Origin of the sequence: Marinobacter maritimus (assembly GCF_007671675.1) — a bacterium.
GTDB lineage: Bacteria > Pseudomonadota > Gammaproteobacteria > Pseudomonadales > Oleiphilaceae > Marinobacter > Marinobacter maritimus.
In genome coordinates, this window is sequence record NZ_VCGW01000001.1 from 915,438 (window position 1) to 932,271 (window position 16,834).

The window sequence follows — 16,834 nt, forward strand, 5'->3', positions numbered from 1 at the left end:
GGCTTGACTGAACAAATAGCGCAGCTGTCCCCATTCGTCCGTACCTTTAAGCAGGAACATACCCACAGCGCCGATGCTGAGCGGAGCAGTTGCAAGGTGTAGGTCCCAAGAAAGAAAAATTGCACAAAGTGGTGGCTGTTCGAGAGATTTAACGACTGGGTTGCGGCAACTGCCAGCGACGTTCCTGCGGGAGTGGGAATGCACAGAAAGAGAAGCTTAACTAGCGAGAGCCTCGTTCGGTGCTCCAGAATCAGCAGCAACGCTACCGTGGTTGCAACAGAGAGCCAGCCTCTAACCCAGGCTATAACTTCCAAGCCCCCCCCGTCGCCGTCAGCCAGAGGACGACAATGATCACTCCGGTTGAGACTGTCAGCAGCAGTGCTAAAAGTCCGTAAATTGTCAGGATAGATTGTCCACCCGACCCGCATGACCTTTTCTTGAAGGTGACGAAACCTGAAAGGAAAAGACTCATGCAAAGGCGAGAGGACTTTCACATGATAAAGCAACTACGGGCACAGGGGGCGCACATCGTGGACATTGCCCAACGGATTGGCTGTTCAGAACGTACGGTGCGTCGGTATCTGGCGCTTCCTGCACCTCCCACAGGTAGGCCGAAGTCACGCCGGTCCAGTAAGCTCGACCCCTTCAAGCCCTTTATCGATCAGCATTTGGCCGATGAAGTCTGGAACGCAGAGGTGATTTTCCAACAGCTGCGCGAGCAGGGTTACGCCGGCTCATCCACTCTGGTTCGTGAGTACATCCAGCCCAAGCGCCCCCTGCGAGCCAGCAAGCGAACCGTCCGATACGAGACGCACCCTGGCAAACAGCTCCAGCATGACTGGGGCGAAATTCGCACCGAGGTGGCCGGCCGGTTGTGCACCGTCAACATTGCGGTGAACGTGCAGGGTTATTCCCGACACTTCCATGTCTGGGCGGGCCCACGTCAGGATGCCGAGCATACCTATGAGTCGCTGGTGCAGGCCTTCCGGTACTTTGGCGGCGTCCCGGCCAGTGTGCTGGTGGACAACCAGAAGGCGGCCGTGGTTCGCCATGATCGTGATGGCAAGGTGACGTTCAATGCTGGCTTCCTGGAGCTGGCCAACCATTACGGCTTTGTCGCTAAGGCCTGTCGGCCCCAGCGGCCCAAGACGAAGGGTAAGACCGAACGAATGGTCGGATATGTGAAGCACCACTTCTTCCAGCGATATCGCAGCTTCGACAGCTACGCACACCTTAATCAGCTACTGGAGCACTGGTTGAATACCTACGCTCAGCAGCGGCTGCTGAGGCGCTTCCGGCAGACCCCGGCCGAGAGGTTTCAGGAGGAGCAACCTCAACTTTTGCCAAGGCCCGAAACGGACTTCGATACCCGCTATTACGATGTCCGACATGTTGGCTGGGACGCCTACATTGATGTGCATGGCAACCGCTACAGTGTGCCGGCCGAGTGCTGCGGGCAGCGGGTGACCATTCGAGTCAGCCTGGACGGAGAACTCACCGTCTACGACATCCGGGGACAGGAGGTGGCGCGCCACCGGATGGTGGATCGCAAGCAGGGCTGGCAAACCGTGGCCGAACACCACGAACCGCTGTGGCAAGACGTGCTGCCAGTGCAGCACCGGAGCCTCGCTGTGTATGAGGAGATACTCCAATGAACCTGGACCAACTCCTCGACCGACTCAAGATGGACCACCTCCAAGCTTCCCTGGACACCTTGTGCGAACACGCCAGCAAGAAGGATCTGAATTACCGGGAGTTCCTCGAACAGGCCCTGGCCCAGGAATGAATGGGGTGGCCGCCACCAGAAAGGCCTCGATACGCGCCTCAAGCAGGCCAGGCTGCCGTGGATCAAAACCCTGGAACAGTTCGACTTCACCTTCCAGCCGAGCATTGACCGCAAGCTGATCCGGGACCTGCCCGGATTAGGGTTCGTGGAGCGCAACGAGAACGTCATCCTGCTGGGACCACCGGGCGTGGGTAAAACCCATCTGGCCGTTGCCCTTGGCGTAAAAGCAGTTGAGGCTGGCCACAGGGTTCTGTTCATGACTTTGGATCGCTTGGTAAGCACCCTGATGAAAGCGCGACAGGAGAACCGACTGGACCGTCAGCTTCAGCAGCTGAGCTACCCAAAGGTGCTGGTGCTTGACGAGATTGGTTACCTACCCATGACCCGGGAGGAAGCCAGCCTGTTCTTCCGGCTGATCAACCGTCGCTACGAGCGAGCCTGCACCATCCTGACCTCCAACAAGAGCTTTATGGACTGGGGCGAGGTATTCGGTGATCAGGTCATCGCCACGGCTATCCTGGATCGGTTACTGCACCACTCAACCACGCTGAACATCAAGGGTGAAAGTTACCGACTGAAGGACAAACGCAAGGCCGGGATCGTCCCCGGTACGACTCAACAACAGGAGGAATGTGACGGCACAGACACTCAAAACCGGACACTGAAAACTGATGAAAACCGGACAATCTAAACTGATAAAAAGCGGTCAAACTTCGCTGTTGTTGACATGGGCACAGTTATGATCAACGCAAGGCTCAAACGTATACGGTAAGCGAGAACTTCTCGGTCTGCTTTACTGTCTGCGATCGCTGCCAGTAATGGTTCACTCATGGGGATTATGGCTGAACGTGCTGGCAAAAGGCTGACTTCCCGTACCAAGTTATAACCGCCAAGTTGGTGGTTCATTCTGGCTAATTGACATAGGTTATAGGTATGACATGCCTTATCACTTTGCGAAACTTTTCAGCCGGGCAGAGAGTTCCAAAGCAACCCTGTCTGAGTGGATGTAAGTCCAGGAGTAATCGAGAATGTTAAGAACGGAATAAACAGCAAGAATGATAATGACCGCCTCAATCACGCCATCATAGGAAAAAAAGTGCCCTGCAATGAGATCAAGTGCCGCGCCACACCAAAGCAGTATTGTAAAGCCATTATAAGATGTGCTCGCTACTCGGAAGCGGGAAATATAGGATCTGATGCTGGATCTGGGTTTTTTATTCTCCTCACTATCGCCGTTTTCATTGTTTGTGGGGCGGGGGCTCGCCGATTGCTCTGATACCTTCGAAAGATTGGCACGCATCATCTCACGTTCGAGCACTGGATACCGTGATAATTCTTCTGACAATATGTTCGCCGGGAGTTGGGCGAGTAAAACACGAAACCTGTTCCAGATGTAAAGGATCCACACCGCAATCCAAGGCCAGATCTGGCCACTATCCAGATATAAACCTAAAGCAAGGCAGGGAAAGGTTGCTGACTCTACAAGGAAATGATTCCAGCGATCCAGCACGGCGCCGTTTACGCTGGCGCGGCCGTGATGTCGCGCAATCTGGCCATCCACGTAGTCAAACAGGTGGTGCAGTACCAGAAAAGAGGCGCCTATAAAAATCCCCCAAGGCCCCAGGATCATCAATGCAGCTCCAATAAGGCCGGTGATGAACATTGAAGCCGAGGCATGGTTTTCGTTCAGTCCCAAGTCCAGATACAAATGGGTAATGCGAAGTGAAACGGGTAGTCCAAACCAACGCGTGAAATAGTCACCTCTTTCTGCGTAAAGAGACCATTCACGTGCTTTTAGCGCTTTGAACTCATTATCTTTATTCATTGTAAGAGTCCTTTCTTTTCGGATATTGAACCATTTGAAGAGCTACAAGAGCGACTTGTTTTATCCTTTCAGTGTAGCAAGGATCTGTGAGGGCTCCTTCTTCTTGTAATCATTAGCGCTACGCTCTGAATGCGTCAGCAAAATTTACGCGTCAGGAGGCTAGTCTATTGTTGAAGTACATTTTTAATCCTGAAATGGATATCAAACGGCGTTTTAAATAGTTTTTGTTCTTCTTGGTTCTGTCAGATGCACCACTTAAAAGCACATACCGCCTCAGGCGGTATATTTACGCTTCTCTAATGTCGAAGATGTTTACACCTTACAACTGCATATCAGCTAAATCTGATTTAACACTATTTCACGTTGTTGATAGGTAACAGTTTTAAGTACGTGGCATGGAAGATGCCTTTAATCATCTAGCGCTGACCGACTGACCTGAATCCCAGTTGCCAGCGTCCACCTTCAAGGAGATATAACAATGAGCAAATCCCTTAAGAGAACGCTTTTATCAACGCTCGTTGCGCCTTTGGCGCTGGGCGCGGCAACTGCGATGGCTGCACCGATTAGCTCCTGGAACTATTCGGTTGACAATGATTTACATAGTGCGACATTCACTAATAAAGGGGGGCCTAATGTCGGTTCCCAAAGTGTGGCTGACCAGGAGATTTCATGGGGTGGAGTTGGCGCCGCGAATCGATCGTCTGTTGGAATTAACGATGTAGGTTTACCACCAGATCCAACTGCTGGTCCAGTGTTCACTAATGGCGCTGCCGTCAACACCGGGGTATTTACCCATACCAATAACTCTATCAACGCAACTTTTGATACGCTGTTATCGTTTGATCTGACCTCCACGCTGACGCTGTTTCCGAACGACCCAGGTGATACGGAGTTTCTACCTCCTATTACCTTTAACACCAAATTCACAGAAACGCCGAATGCGGTGACACCCTGTGCCGATGGAGGCGTCACGCCTTGCGGTGACATTTTCACCGTTGTTAGCATTGAAGGTTTGGGCGACTTTTCCGGTGGAGCACTCCCTGGACAACAGTTCATTCAGGGGGACTACCTCTACACGGTTTTCCTCGAGCTAGCGGGCTTGAGCGTCTTGCCTGACGCTGCCTGTGCAGCGGCGGGTGCTGGTAATAACTGTGTTGGTCTGCTGACACCAGAGGGCGGCACCAATGAATTCCAGAGTTCGTTCAGTATTACAGCTGTAGATGTTCCCGAGCCAGGTACCCTGGCACTGCTGGGCCTTGGCCTTGCAGGCCTCAGTCTGTCACGCAGGAAAAAAGCAGCTAAGGCATAACATCTGAACGGCCATAACGTTTAGAGGGTAGTGCTGAAATTAGAAGCCCCTGCTGAGAAGCGGGGGCTTTTCAGTATGAGGTTTTCCCTGAACCAAAAACACTCAAGCCATTCCAGAATCGCTCAGGTGCAGATCAGGCAACCTCTCTCCGATTTCCCTCGTACCCGCTATCCGGTTTCGCCGGCAGGTATCGCCCACCGTCAGTAACCAGCGACCAGACATCCGGGCGACGATTCCTCATGCCTTCGATCAGTGATGCGGCTTCGGTGAACGCCGGGCGGCGGCTTCCGTGATACTCCATCACTGGCCCCACATGATCAAACTCCACCCCAAATCGCTTTAACAAGCGCAGCTGTGCAGGTTCCATGACCGCCATCCAGTGGGTTATGCCGTGTTTGACCGACATCTGGAGAATTGCGCAAAAAAGTCCAAGGCTGATATAGGGCATCGCGCGCTTACCATTTTCTGAATCACTATAGTATGCGGGCGCGCTGATGCCAGAGACTGATTTTTCCTCAGTGAGTCGCCGCCGGAACTCCCGGCTGACCGCCATGCGTGATATTTCGGCGATCTTCTGGCGGGGTGCGTCTGAAATTGCTTCCCGTGCGGACCGGTCCATACGATGGACACAGTGGCCTTCCATGGGAAAGTCAGCCTGTTCGGGATTGTCTCCAGCCATTACGAGCCTAACGGCAGCAACGCTGTCCCCCGTCATGTTGTGACGAATCAGTGCGTGAGCGGATCTTGGATCGTATGCATCATGTTCGCGTTTATCGACGAAGCAATTCGGATCCTCGAAAGGGCGATCGATGCAGTAAACCTGATATCGAAGTTCATAAACCTTGTTAATCACTTCCGGAGACGTCGCCAGCTGGACATTGAATACTGAGTTAAAAATGGTGCTGACATCTTCGTGTGTTTGTTGGCCTGTTTGCATTTTGATCCTCATCTATTCCCATTCAGGGAGCTGTTATGCCGAGTGTGTCGAGGTTACAGCTCATCAGACCTCGGAACTTTTGTTGATTCTGGTGTTGCTTCTGGGTTTGCATTGACCCTCGGCACATATCGACCGGGCGCAAGGATGGAGTGTGGGTCGACTGCCGCTTTCAGCTTGCCTGCAAGCATTGAGAACGCGGAGCCGCTATTGAGGATGCCCATTGCATCGATGTTTAAGCGGTAGGGCAGGAAGCCTTCTTTTTGCCCGGCTTCGAAGAGCGCGCGATAACAGTTGTTCGCTCTTGCGGTTGCATCTGCGTTGCTGCGGTCAAAGAGCAAGGGCACAGTCGAGTCGAAGCAGCGATCGTTTACGGTCGTCAATGTAATGAGCGGGTTGATGCCATATTGCGGGCAGATCCTTTCAATCATATCTGTATAGCGGCGAACATCCTTGCCCCGTATAGGAACCAGTGGCGCGAACCATATGAGCCCACAGCCATCCCGTGCGGGGTTTTTGGGTTGCCCGGGTGCGGGCAGTACGCCTGAACGCCAATAGGCCAGCGCCAAAGCGACGTCATTAGGGGTGCCGTGCATGATTTCCAGGGCGCCGGCGAGTGTATCTGCCATGCCTTTCACTCGTGTGGCCAGCCTGCCCGGCATTAAACGGGCGATTGTCTGTGCCATCTCGACTTTGCGCTGGTTAATAAAAATGAGTCGGTCGGTCACTGGGCCAAGGAGCCGTCGTAGCGTGCGCCTGGCCGCCCGGGCGACTTCCTTAGAGGCATAAATCGCGCCTACGCCGCTCCACGCCGGAACGCCATGGCTGTTAGCAATATGTTCAACTTCATGAGCGGGGAGTACGCCATCAACGGCTTTGTCTTCGGGGAAGGGTGCCATCATTGAGAGCATGCGCTGGCTGTTGAGCAGGTTAATCGCTACAACGGAACCGCCGAGAGCGCGTAAGACTGCTCTTACGGTCGGCACCAGCGCTTCCAGCTTGTCATCGTCTTTTGTGGAAAAGAAAAATGCAGTCACTGTGTCGGGAACTGGCGCAAGGGCGATGGTCATATTTACAACCACACCGAAGTTGCCCTGGCTGAAGAGTCCGTCGAGATAGGGCCCCAGACCCCATTTGAAAAGCCCGTCGACTTCTGTACCACCGAGTTCGCTGAGCGGAGTACGATAGAGAGTACCGTCGGGCAGAATCGCTTCTATTCTTGTTACCGCTGCAAAATGGTCGGTAATCGGCGTGATGCCGTAGCCCCGCTCAAGCGCGTTGCCAAGAATGCTGCAGGTGGGACCTGCACCGGTTACTGGAACAAGGTAGTTGCCATCATGACTATCGAGGAACTCCCTGAGGGCACCCTGGGTTACACCTGGCTCGACCGTGACTACACCCATTTCGGTATCGAAACCGGAAATACGATTGAGCCGGCTAAGATCAAGAATAACGCAGCCGTCTGCGACCGGGTTGGCACTGCCGTAGCCCCAGTTATTTCCTGTGCTCACGGGGTAGACTGCAACCTGCCACCTTTGCGCCACCTGAAGAACCGCAGCGACCTGTTCCTGGTTCTCTGGGCGGAGTACGGCCGGAATGGAGCGCTTTGTTCCGATTGTGGAAACACCAAAGTCTTCTGCGCGAGCCGTGATTACGCCGGATTCACCCAGGACTGTTGTCCATTCGGCAATTGCAGACTCGATAGAAATACTGCTCACAGGCGCTTCCAGGTTTTGTCGGTGACTTTTATGAACGCGAGATTAAATTTTTGTGCTGCAATGGTCATATTGGCGACAATTTTAATAGAGAAAGGGTTGACAAAATATGTCGTATCGTTAACGACGTGAAAGCACTCTGCGTGAAAGAACAGGCGTTTAAACAATTAGTTGGAGGGGAATCAGAAGAATTTGGTGAAGTGTATTTTTGTTAAATAATGTTAAATTGGTTGGTTTTTAACCTAGAAGAAGGGGTAGTCAAAACTGTTCTTTGACTGAGGTTACTGTGGCCCGCACCCGGGTAAGCGCCTCCACGCAGTCCCGAGGGCTGCAGAATGCTTGTATGGTAATCAATGCAAATCGCGTTTCGCCTGCAAGTGCAGCAGGTATCTGCAATAGCTTGGCGTTGCGGTAGCTCCAGCTGGTGCGCGAACCCACCTTGTACCATTGAGCTACAAGAACCCTGTTTCTGGTGAGGATATTGCGATAAATCCGGAGGCCGGGCTCCAGTTGTTCTTCAATGTGCCAGATTGATCTGTCGAACAACTGCGGCAGGTAGGGCACGAGCTTTTCATCGGCACTTCTTTTGTGGTTCTGTGCGAATGATATCCATAGGTCGGCTGACTGCCAGACCTGCTCCTTGAGGTCTCCGGGAAGCGCGATTGGTAATGGCAGTTTTTCAGTTTGGACTCGCTGGAATTCGGGGACGTCGATTACCCAGTCCGGTTTTTGGCTGGCTGTGTTATGAGCAAGTACAAGTGCAACCGGGCCAAGAACGAGGGCAGTTGCAATGGCAATCAGGCCTTTCCGGTGGACCAGGTTGCCGCCAACTGGCGGGTTTTGCTCCGTGGCGCGTCTGCGAACCGGTGAAAAGTACAGTGCCGGAAGGATGAAGGCACCGAAGACCATCCAGCCCATGGTTTCGTGATCTGCAAGCATCTCGCTCTGCATATCGGTTTCGTAAGCAACAACAACCAGAATGGTTATGCGCACCCAGTTGGCGAACAGGCCCAGTAGGGCTGCGCCCAACAGTGTGATCAGCCAGCCGCGCCAGCGGTAGTCGTTAAGTATTGAGGTCATCATTGCCAGCAAGATGGCAATGGCGAAATAGCGTATCCCCGAGCATCCGTCGGCAATGAGAAGGCGACCGTAGGGCAGGGTTATGCTGTTACCTTCGATAAGGGCTGTCATCCCGAATAAACTTACCCAGCTTCCGACGACAACACTTGCCAGATCTACGAGGGTCGGGACCATGTCTGCCCAGATCGGCAGTGAAAGTGATAGAAGTAGAACGTAGGGGAGAAATTTCAGTGTTCTGGCCAGCCCCAGCAAAGTCCAGGCAGTTGCGACCATTCCTGCTGGAAGCAGCAGATAGGAGAGGGTATCGATGCGAACCAGTTCAAGTAGTCCCCAAACCAGTGTTGTTAAGACTAACAGAACTGCGCCGGCAAAATGATAGGGTTTGAGCTGGGTCTGGCTTTCGACATGGCCGGGCGGATGGATCAGCAATATGCCAAGGAAGATAATGGCGGTTGCAAGACCGTGTGCCAACACTTGTTCAAATTCGAGCCAGGCTTCTGCAAGTCTGATCCAGGTGGGGTAAAAAATCAGCACAGCAATCGCAGTGACAACCAGGTAAGGCCTGGAGAGAGGTAGGTTGTCTAATGTTTTCCTTAACATCGCTTGTCCGCCAGACTGCTTATCAATCGACAGGATACTGTGTATGTCGTTTACATAAAACTCAAAATCAGAACTAAAAAAGCCAGCCGAAGCTGGCTATTTATTACTCAACCGAAAATCAGGCTTTCTGACGACGGCGAGCTGCACCAAGTCCTGCAAGGCCAAGGCCGAGAAGGGCCAGGGTGCCGGGCTCTGGAACAGGTAGCACAGACTCTACCATCACGACGAGGTCGTTGAAGTCCTGGTCTGAGCCGGCGTAGAGGCGATCTTCCCACGCCAGAACAAACTCGTTGTCTGTCCAAACGCCTGCCGCGAATCCAGGAATCTGGATTGTATCAAGCCCATTACCCTGAAGGGCAACCATTTGATCTGAATTGTCTTGATTCAGAGAGCTGTCGGAATAGAACGTTGGGCCATTGGCCGTGCCGAGATAGTAACCAAACTGGTTGCCAGCGAAGTTCTTACCCGTGTCAACGCTGTTAAGACCAATCGATCCGTCGGCCAGCATGCTGAGTGTAATCGTGCTGTTAAACCCGTCGTTTGAGGTATCGCTACCACTGAACAGTTCAACAAAGTTGGTCTTGTCGGCCCGATCGTATATGCCAAAAGTATTGCTGCTGGATTGGCCAGCAATCTCAACAATAAAGGTTGTAACGCTGCCGGCAGAGCCTGTAATACTCCAATAGCTGTCTAAACCGTCATCCAGCTGGTCTGAATTAACATTGACACTGGAAGTTCCAGGTGTGGAGGACGGAGCCACTGTAATGGCATCAATCTGTGCTTGCAGGCCAGTTCCCGCGCCATCATCTCCATCGTTCATTACTGGAATGGCATGGGCTTGGGCGGCAAGGGCAGATAAAGCAACAGCTGCGGCAATAAGTTTAAACTTCATAAGTACTTCTCCGGTTGACTACTTTGAAATCCATTTTTCTCGCAACCAGGCTGTCTCATTTTTGTAATTCGAGATCCTTGGCTTTCCGTCCCACTCTCACGAATGGTTTGGCATACGACCGGGACTGCCGATCCTACGGCTGTCATATGCAGGTTATGTGCCAGTATTTTAAGCTATTGTTTTTAAAACCAATTAGTCGGTATTTTTGGTGGAGTCGTAAAGTAAGTCGACACTTAAACTAAAAAAGGTCTGAGATGTTTACACCTCAGACCTCTACCTGGCATACGTTTTATTTTAGCGTCGGATATTTTTACAACGCCTTTTTTACCGCCTCAAGATGTCCCTCTATTTCCTCATTGCCTGGTGCCAGGGCAAGGGCTTTTTCTATGGCAGCTTTGGCTTCTGCGTGATTTCCATTCAGGTGAAGCACCCAGCCATATGTATCCAGAACTGCAGGGCTGTTGGGTGCAAGTTCACTCGCCTGTCGAGCGAGGCTCATTGCGCGGTTGGAATTTTGTTCGCGCAGCACCCAGGCGAGGTTGTTCAGCGCAGTCACGTTATTTGGCTGCTGGGCGAGAACTGTTTCATAGTGGCTTGCTGCTGCCGTTTCCTGATTATCGTTCATCAGCCACTCGGCTCTCGCCAGGTGTGCTGCCAGGTTTTGCGGGGTTTCGTTAAGCCAGCTCTCTGTCAGGCCGTCCATAGAGTCAGGGGCTTCGTTTTTTGCCAGCCGAAGGAGGGAGGGCATCAGCTGTATGTCCCTGGTGGCTTGCCAGCTTTCAGAAAGGTATTCGTAAGCAGTTTCTGAGCCTTGCTGTTGCTGTAGCAACTTGGCCCGGGAAAGTCTGGTTTCAGTCACTTCGCCGAAAGTCTTCTCAACTGCATCCAGCGCTGAGAGAGCTTCTTCTAACTTGCCATTCTGCTGTGCAATTCCCACGGGTAATAGCGCGAACCCAAGATTCTCTGGCTCAAGGGCAATGGCTTCGGCAGCTTTGGCCCGGGCTTCAGACCATTCCTTGTTGCTCGCTGCGGCCTGAGCCTCAGCAACCAACAATAGAGCATAAGCGCGCTTTACCGTTGCGGAGTCAGAATCTTTCAACGGTGACAGCGTTGTTCTGGCGGCTGACAGGTCACCTCGGTTTATATCAACTATCGCGATGAGTGTATCCGTATTCTGTTTAAGTTCCGGGTGGGCTTTGGCAACACCGGCCAGCCAGGTCCTGGCTTCATCGATCGTATGGTCCAGCGCATAAACTCGGGCGGCCTGCTGCAGGGGGCGGATAACCTCCGGCGTAATGGTGGCTGCTTCTACCAGAAGCTTAACTGCGCTGTCACGTTTTCCGGATTGTGCATACAGGCTTGCGAGTGCAACTTTGGGTGCCTGCAATTCGGGGCTATCCTTCACAAGCTTTTCAAGCCGTGTTACGGCTTCATCCGGGTTCCCCAGCTTGGCATCCGCGAGGCTTGCCAGTAAAACCGCCTGGGGCTGGTCGCCGTAGCCGTTAATCAGAGAGTCGCGGATTTCGCCGGCTTCCTGCTTTTCCCCTTGCTGAATCAGCACATTCATATAAGTGCTGGTGGTGGCCCAATCCGCAGGGTTGGCGGTAAAGGCCATTCGCAACTGGCCGAGTGCCTGCTCGGCCTGCTGGTTCTGAAGGTAGTGCCTTGCCAGTGCTAGCCGCAGGCGCACACGCTCGGGTTCATTGCTGATGGCTTTGCTGAGGCTGGCTATACCGTCGTTTTCATGCTCTGGAAGGCTGAGCGCCAGAATGCCATGCATGGCCAGAAGTTCGTTGTCATTGGGGCGGGCTTTTATGGCACGATCCAGGGTTTTCAGGGCGGCTTCCCGATCTCCGGTATTAATCTGAGCCATTGTGGCGGCTCTGATGAATTGGGTCGGGGCTGTTTCCGGGTCCAGGTTTTCCGTGAGCAGCTGAGTGCCTTCTTCCAGCTCGCCGGTGCCTGCGGAAATCGCGCCCAGCAGCATCGCTGCCTGTTCGTTTTCCGGATCCAGCTTGAGGCTGTCACGCAGAATTGTTTTTGCCTCTTCAAAGTTGCGCTCTTTCAGAGCTGCGATAACGGCTTCGCCTTGTTCCCGTGCGCCGGTATTCATGTTTTCTGCCAGTATCCGGTTATAGATCTGGGCTTCGGTAATCTTGCCCTGTTCGGTCAGTATCCGGGAGAGTGTGGCAAGCACATTGCGGCGTATAGGCAGGAAAAGGTCAGATGTGGGGAGTACGCCCACGGCATCTGTCAGGGTTGCAGCGGCTTGTTCCAGTTGATTCTCTCGATATTGAGCTACGCCCTTCCAGTACAGAACTTCTGGTGCCTGTTCATTTCTGGCAAGCCACCCATCTGCAGTCTCTTCAGTCTGTTGCGTGTTGCCGAGGTTGAGCTGGGTTTGAAGAAGACCTGTTACCGCCTCTGTGCTGGATGAGTTGCTGGCGACAAGGTTGTTGTAAAGTGCCAGAGCTTCGGCAAGCTCTCCGGATTTGCGCAGAGCCTCAGCCCGGATCAGAGAAGCCTCCAACTGGTCTTCGGGGGAGCTGGGTGTCTGCTGCGCGAGGGTTTCTGTTGCAGAAAGATGCTTACCTTGTTCCACATAGGCGCGAGCGAGAGTGAGCGCCACGGCTTCAGGTTTTTCGTTCATCCAGGGGGCGAGGAGTTCGGCGGCTTCTTTCGCAGCGCCTACCTGCAGATACAGATCTGCCAGGCGCACGATGTGTTGCACGTTGTTCGGGTCTTTCTGGATGGCATTTTTGAGTTCAAGCAGGGCGGAGCGGAACTGTCCCTGGTCTGCGTATGTTTCCGCGCGGGTGACGTGTGACGTAGCTTCTGACGAATCTGTGTTGTTGTTGCAACCAGTCAGCAGGGGCATTGCAAGCAGGAGGCTGCCCGCCAGCGCCAGACCTGAAAATGTTTTTAAGGTTGTTTGCTTTGTGATCATGTATTTCTGCTCCTTGATCCGTTCGCTGCCACGGGTGCCTGGAAAGTAACTCAGATTTCCGGAGCTTCTGCCGAGGTGTCGATTTTGTATTTATCGGTGAGGTTGTACAGGGTCGGGCGGGTCACACCCAAAAGCCGCGAGGCTTGCGTCATGTTGAAGCCGCCTGTTTGCAATGCTTGCATGATGGCTTTGCGCTCGGCCTGCTCGCGAACCTGGCGAAGGTTCAGGTGGCTTGCTCCTGGCTCCTCGCTGCCCGGCAATTCAAGATCCTCACTGGTAATCCGCTTGCCATCGGCCATTATAGTGGCCCGTTTCACCTTGTTGATCATTTCCCGCACGTTGCCGGGCCAGGCGTAGCTGCTGATAGCGTTAATGGCGTCTTCGGAGAAGGTGAGATTTTGTCGGTCCATTGCCTTGCCGAGGGATTTAAGCAGGGACTGGGCTATGACCAGCGCGTCTCCGTCTCGTTCCCTTACGGATGGGACGTCGAGAGTTATCTCGCTTATTCGGTAGTAAAGGTCTTCTCGAAAATCACCGCTTTCGATCAACTGCTGTACGTTGCGGTGTGTCGCGCACACCACGCGCACGTCCACGGGTATCGGCTTTACTGAGCCCACTCTATCGACTACACGCTCCTGCAGAAACCGCAATAGCTTCGCTTGCAGGGGCATTGGCATGTCGCCGATTTCATCGAGGAAGAGCGTGCCGCCATTTGCGCTTTCAATTTTGCCTTTTTTGGCTTGGGTCGCGCCAGTGAACGAGCCTTTTTCAAAGCCAAACAGTTCGCTTTCGAGAAGGTTTTCGGGAATGGCGGCGCAGTTGATAGCTGCGAATACGTTTCCGGCCCGGGGGCTCAGATCGTGCAGGGCGCGGGCGAGGACTTCTTTGCCCGTACCGGTTTCACCGGTGATAAGGGTAGTTACGTCGGTGGGGGCGACTTTCTCCAATGTTCGGCATACGGTCATCATTTGTGGGCTTGCCGCAATGATACCCTTGATGTTGGTGCCGTTGCCCTGGTGCGCCAGATCGTGGTTTTCCTTTTCCAGCTCCGCCAGCCGGAAGGCTCTGTTAACCACAAAATTAAGAATATCTGCATCCAGGGGCTTCTGGTAAAAATCGGATGCGCCCATGCCGATCGCTTTAACAGCATTTTCCTTGTCTTCGCGACCGGTGACGACAATCACTTTGGTCAAAGGTGCAAGTCGGAGTATCTCTTCGAGTAACGCAAAACCTTCTGTCGCACCACCCGGATCCGGTGGGAGGCCCAGGTCCAGCGTCACGACATCAGGCTCTTCCCGCCTGAGCGCTGTAAGAGCGGCTTCTCTGTCTGAGGCGACAGTCACTACCAGATCTTCGCTGAAACACCAGCGCATCTGGCTTTGCAGCCCCGGATCATCCTCTACGATTAGCAGTCGTCTAGTCACAACAGCAACAATTCCTTTGTTTGAGTATTCCACTACTTCTGATTCTTAACCGAACATTGACACTTTGCAATGGTCGATTGAGTTGTTGAGCGCGTTTGCCATTTAATTGACGAATTCTTTCGAGTTGGGAGTGTCAGGAACTGATCGCTTCTCTTCATTTTCGTCACTCCCACTATTCTCCCCACCTTCACCATTTGTATGGCTGTGTACCGGCTCAGCCATCAGCGGAATTCGAATGGAGAAACAAGAGCCTATGCCTGGTTCGCTTGTGGCATCAATGGTGCCGCCGAGTCTCTGAATGTATTCCCTGGCCTGATAGGCGCCAATACCCATGCCAGTCAGGCCCTTGGTGCTTTCGAACGGCTTGAATAAGCGGCTGCTGACGAAGTCCTCGGTCATGCCGCTGCCGGTATCCTGAATAAAAAGCACAACGTTCCCTTTGGCAATTTTAAGAGACAGTGTGACTTCTCCGTCAGGAGGGGTTGCATCCTGCGCATTCTGGATCAGGTGCCCGAGAACGCTCCGCAATTGTTCCGAATCCGCTTTAATTATGATTCTCGGCGGATTTCCCTCCAGTTTGGGTAAGGGAAGCTGTCGGCTGTAGTGCTCCAGCAGGCTGGATACCAGAGTGGTGAGGTCAAGTGTTTTGTCGTCGTCACCGGCTTCTTCACCCGGTTTGCGGATGTGCTCAACAAGATTGGTCATCTTGCTGACCGCATGGTCGGTGGTTTTGATCATGTCCTCAATAAAGGCAGGGTTGTTCCGGTGTTTTTGGGCGTTATTCACCAGTAGTGACAGCTGGGCAATCACGGTTTTCAGGTCGTGCACCATGAAGGCGGATGCTTTGCTTACGGCTTCGAACTGCATTGCCCGTGATAAACGGTTCTGTGAATCGGCCTGCGCCAGCAGATTACAGGTCTGGCGGGCAACCACTTTGATCAGATCGAAGTTTTCCCAGTTCAGGTCCACTCGCGCATAGGGATGGCCGATCATTGCAATTCCGTAAAGCTCGTTACCCAGATACAACGGGATAACCAGCCAGGCATCCGGGGTTCTGGAGATGGCGTCGGGGATTTCCAGCAGGTTGTAGCTCACCGGGTCTGCCTTGTATTCATCGAGATTAACAATCCATTCTTTATCGGCGAAAAAACGAACCAGATCTGAATCTTTATCAATGACTGTGTATCTGGGGGTGGTGAGATTGGCGGATTCTTTGAGGGTGTACGCGCCCTGTTCGCTTTTCAGCCAGATCGCGCCGGCGTTGCTTTCTACCAGGCCTGCAAGGATCCGGATTGCGCGCAGGGGAAGGGGGGGCTCATCGCTGAGGTCCGACAGCTCTTTTGTCATCTTCAGCCATTCTTCCCGGTAATCGTACTTGTAGTCGAAAAAGTTCTGGCTGATCAGCACCATCAACTTTGCTCTCAGGCGCCTGGAAAGCACCAGCATGACGAGAAAAACCACAGCGATAACGGATAAAAGTACCTGCAAGGCTTCGCCCCAGTTACCGCCTAACGTACGGACGTAGTAACCGCTTATCGAAAGAAGAAGCAGGTAAACGCCGGCCAGAATCAGTGTGCCAGCGTGAAACACAGCAGAACGGGAGAGCTGAAAGTCGATGGGTTGCTTGCGGGTGTTGACGACGTTTATGGCAAACAGCGGCACCAGTGCTGCGTTTACGAAGCCCCGGGCGTTCCAGAAGGCGTCTGCGATCGAGCCAAACAGCAGCGCGTCGGCGTACATAAAAAAATCAAACGCAAAGATAGTGGCGGTACCAATACACAAGTACTTCATGCTGGAACGGCCGAAGGCTGGAGCGTTGCGCCAGATCTGCTCAACCAGCGACAAGCCAAGCAGTGAAAGTGCAATTTGTCCGATGAGCTTGGTCTTGCCGTCCACTAATGAAAGGCTGAAGACAAATTCGAGGCTACCAAGAGCTAGCAAGCTGATGAGCAGGACGATTGTTGCGATTCCGAGGAATCTTTTTATTTGCCCGCTCAGGCGACCCTGCCGAAACGTGTCTCGCAGCATGGCGAATAAGAGAAGAATCCAGGCGGTATCTCGGAGCAGCTCCAGCAGGTAACGAATAAAAAAGCCGGGTTGCCCCCAGAGGCTTTGGGTAACCAGGGCAGAGGCCCAAAGGGTGGTGACAACCGCCGCCAGAAACAATGTCCTGTCTATGTCACGCCTTAAATAGCGAGTGCCCACGAGCAACGCGAGTATTGCGAATACTGCGGCGGCCGCGCCGTGACTTATCACGCTCAGATCTGGAAGCATGTAATCCGCCTCGTCCATGGATAGGTGTAGTTTGCGGTGGGCGGAGGT

The 16,834-nt window shown here is 53.2% G+C and carries 10 protein-coding genes, 1 pseudogene and 1 riboswitch; of the genes and pseudogenes, 3 read left to right on the forward strand and 8 right to left on the reverse strand.

The window, feature by feature from the left end:
- Positions 1-470: 470 nt before the first annotated feature.
- Together istA and istB are read left to right on the forward strand one after the other, a co-directional pair.
- Entirely contained in the window at positions 471-1,655 is a 1,185-nt protein-coding gene (gene istA, locus FFI90_RS04185; protein WP_144776652.1) for an IS21 family transposase, read from the forward strand.
- Positions 1,652-2,477 (forward strand): annotated as a pseudogene (gene istB, locus FFI90_RS04190) (IS21-like element helper ATPase IstB). The gene istA and the pseudogene istB overlap by 4 nt, the downstream one beginning before the upstream one ends.
- A 255-nt stretch (positions 2,478-2,732) precedes the next feature.
- Here istB and FFI90_RS04200 read toward each other — a convergent pair.
- Positions 2,733-3,611 (reverse strand): CDP-alcohol phosphatidyltransferase family protein, encoded by an 879-nt coding sequence (locus FFI90_RS04200; protein WP_144776653.1) that lies wholly within the window; start codon positions 3,609-3,611, stop codon positions 2,733-2,735.
- 478 nt (positions 3,612-4,089) lie between these two features.
- Here FFI90_RS04200 and FFI90_RS04205 point away from each other — a divergent pair, with 478 nt between their 5' ends.
- Positions 4,090-4,920, forward strand: coding sequence for a THxN family PEP-CTERM protein (locus tag FFI90_RS04205; RefSeq protein WP_144776654.1), 831 nt, complete (start codon positions 4,090-4,092; stop codon positions 4,918-4,920).
- A gap of 133 nt (positions 4,921-5,053) precedes the next feature.
- On the opposite strand, the gene FFI90_RS04210 is transcribed toward FFI90_RS04205, so the two are convergent.
- From FFI90_RS04210 to prsK, 7 genes are all read right to left on the reverse strand, one after another.
- Entirely contained in the window at positions 5,054-5,857 is an 804-nt protein-coding gene (locus FFI90_RS04210) for a PEP-CTERM/exosortase system-associated acyltransferase (protein ID WP_246123326.1), read from the reverse strand.
- 53 nt (positions 5,858-5,910) lie between these two features.
- The gene (locus tag FFI90_RS04215) at positions 5,911-7,572 is read right to left on the reverse strand and encodes an FAD-binding oxidoreductase (RefSeq protein ID WP_144776656.1); all 1,662 of its coding nucleotides are present in this window, start codon (positions 7,570-7,572) and stop codon (positions 5,911-5,913) included.
- Between the two features lie 255 nt (positions 7,573-7,827).
- Positions 7,828-9,249 carry an exosortase/archaeosortase family protein gene (locus FFI90_RS04220; protein WP_144776657.1) on the reverse strand — a complete coding sequence of 474 codons (1,422 nt, stop codon included), beginning with the start codon at positions 9,247-9,249 and terminating at the stop codon, positions 7,828-7,830.
- A 118-nt stretch (positions 9,250-9,367) separates the two neighbouring features.
- On the reverse strand, positions 9,368-10,141 hold the full coding sequence (locus FFI90_RS04225) for a DUF4114 domain-containing protein (protein ID WP_144776658.1): 774 nt from the start codon (positions 10,139-10,141) through the stop codon (positions 9,368-9,370).
- Positions 10,142-10,178: 37 nt separating this feature from the next.
- Positions 10,179-10,263, reverse strand: a riboswitch (cyclic di-GMP riboswitch).
- A 188-nt stretch (positions 10,264-10,451) separates the two neighbouring features.
- A complete protein-coding gene (locus tag FFI90_RS04230; RefSeq protein WP_144776659.1) occupies positions 10,452-13,088 on the reverse strand; it encodes a tetratricopeptide repeat protein in 2,637 nt (878 codons plus the stop codon).
- A 50-nt stretch (positions 13,089-13,138) separates the two neighbouring features.
- Positions 13,139-14,512 (reverse strand): PEP-CTERM-box response regulator transcription factor, encoded by a 1,374-nt coding sequence (gene prsR / locus FFI90_RS04235; RefSeq protein WP_144776660.1) that lies wholly within the window; start codon positions 14,510-14,512, stop codon positions 13,139-13,141.
- Between the two features lie 102 nt (positions 14,513-14,614).
- Positions 14,615-16,786, reverse strand: coding sequence for an XrtA/PEP-CTERM system histidine kinase PrsK (gene prsK / locus FFI90_RS04240; protein ID WP_144776661.1), 2,172 nt, complete (start codon positions 16,784-16,786; stop codon positions 14,615-14,617).
- Positions 16,787-16,834: the final 48 nt, after the last annotated feature.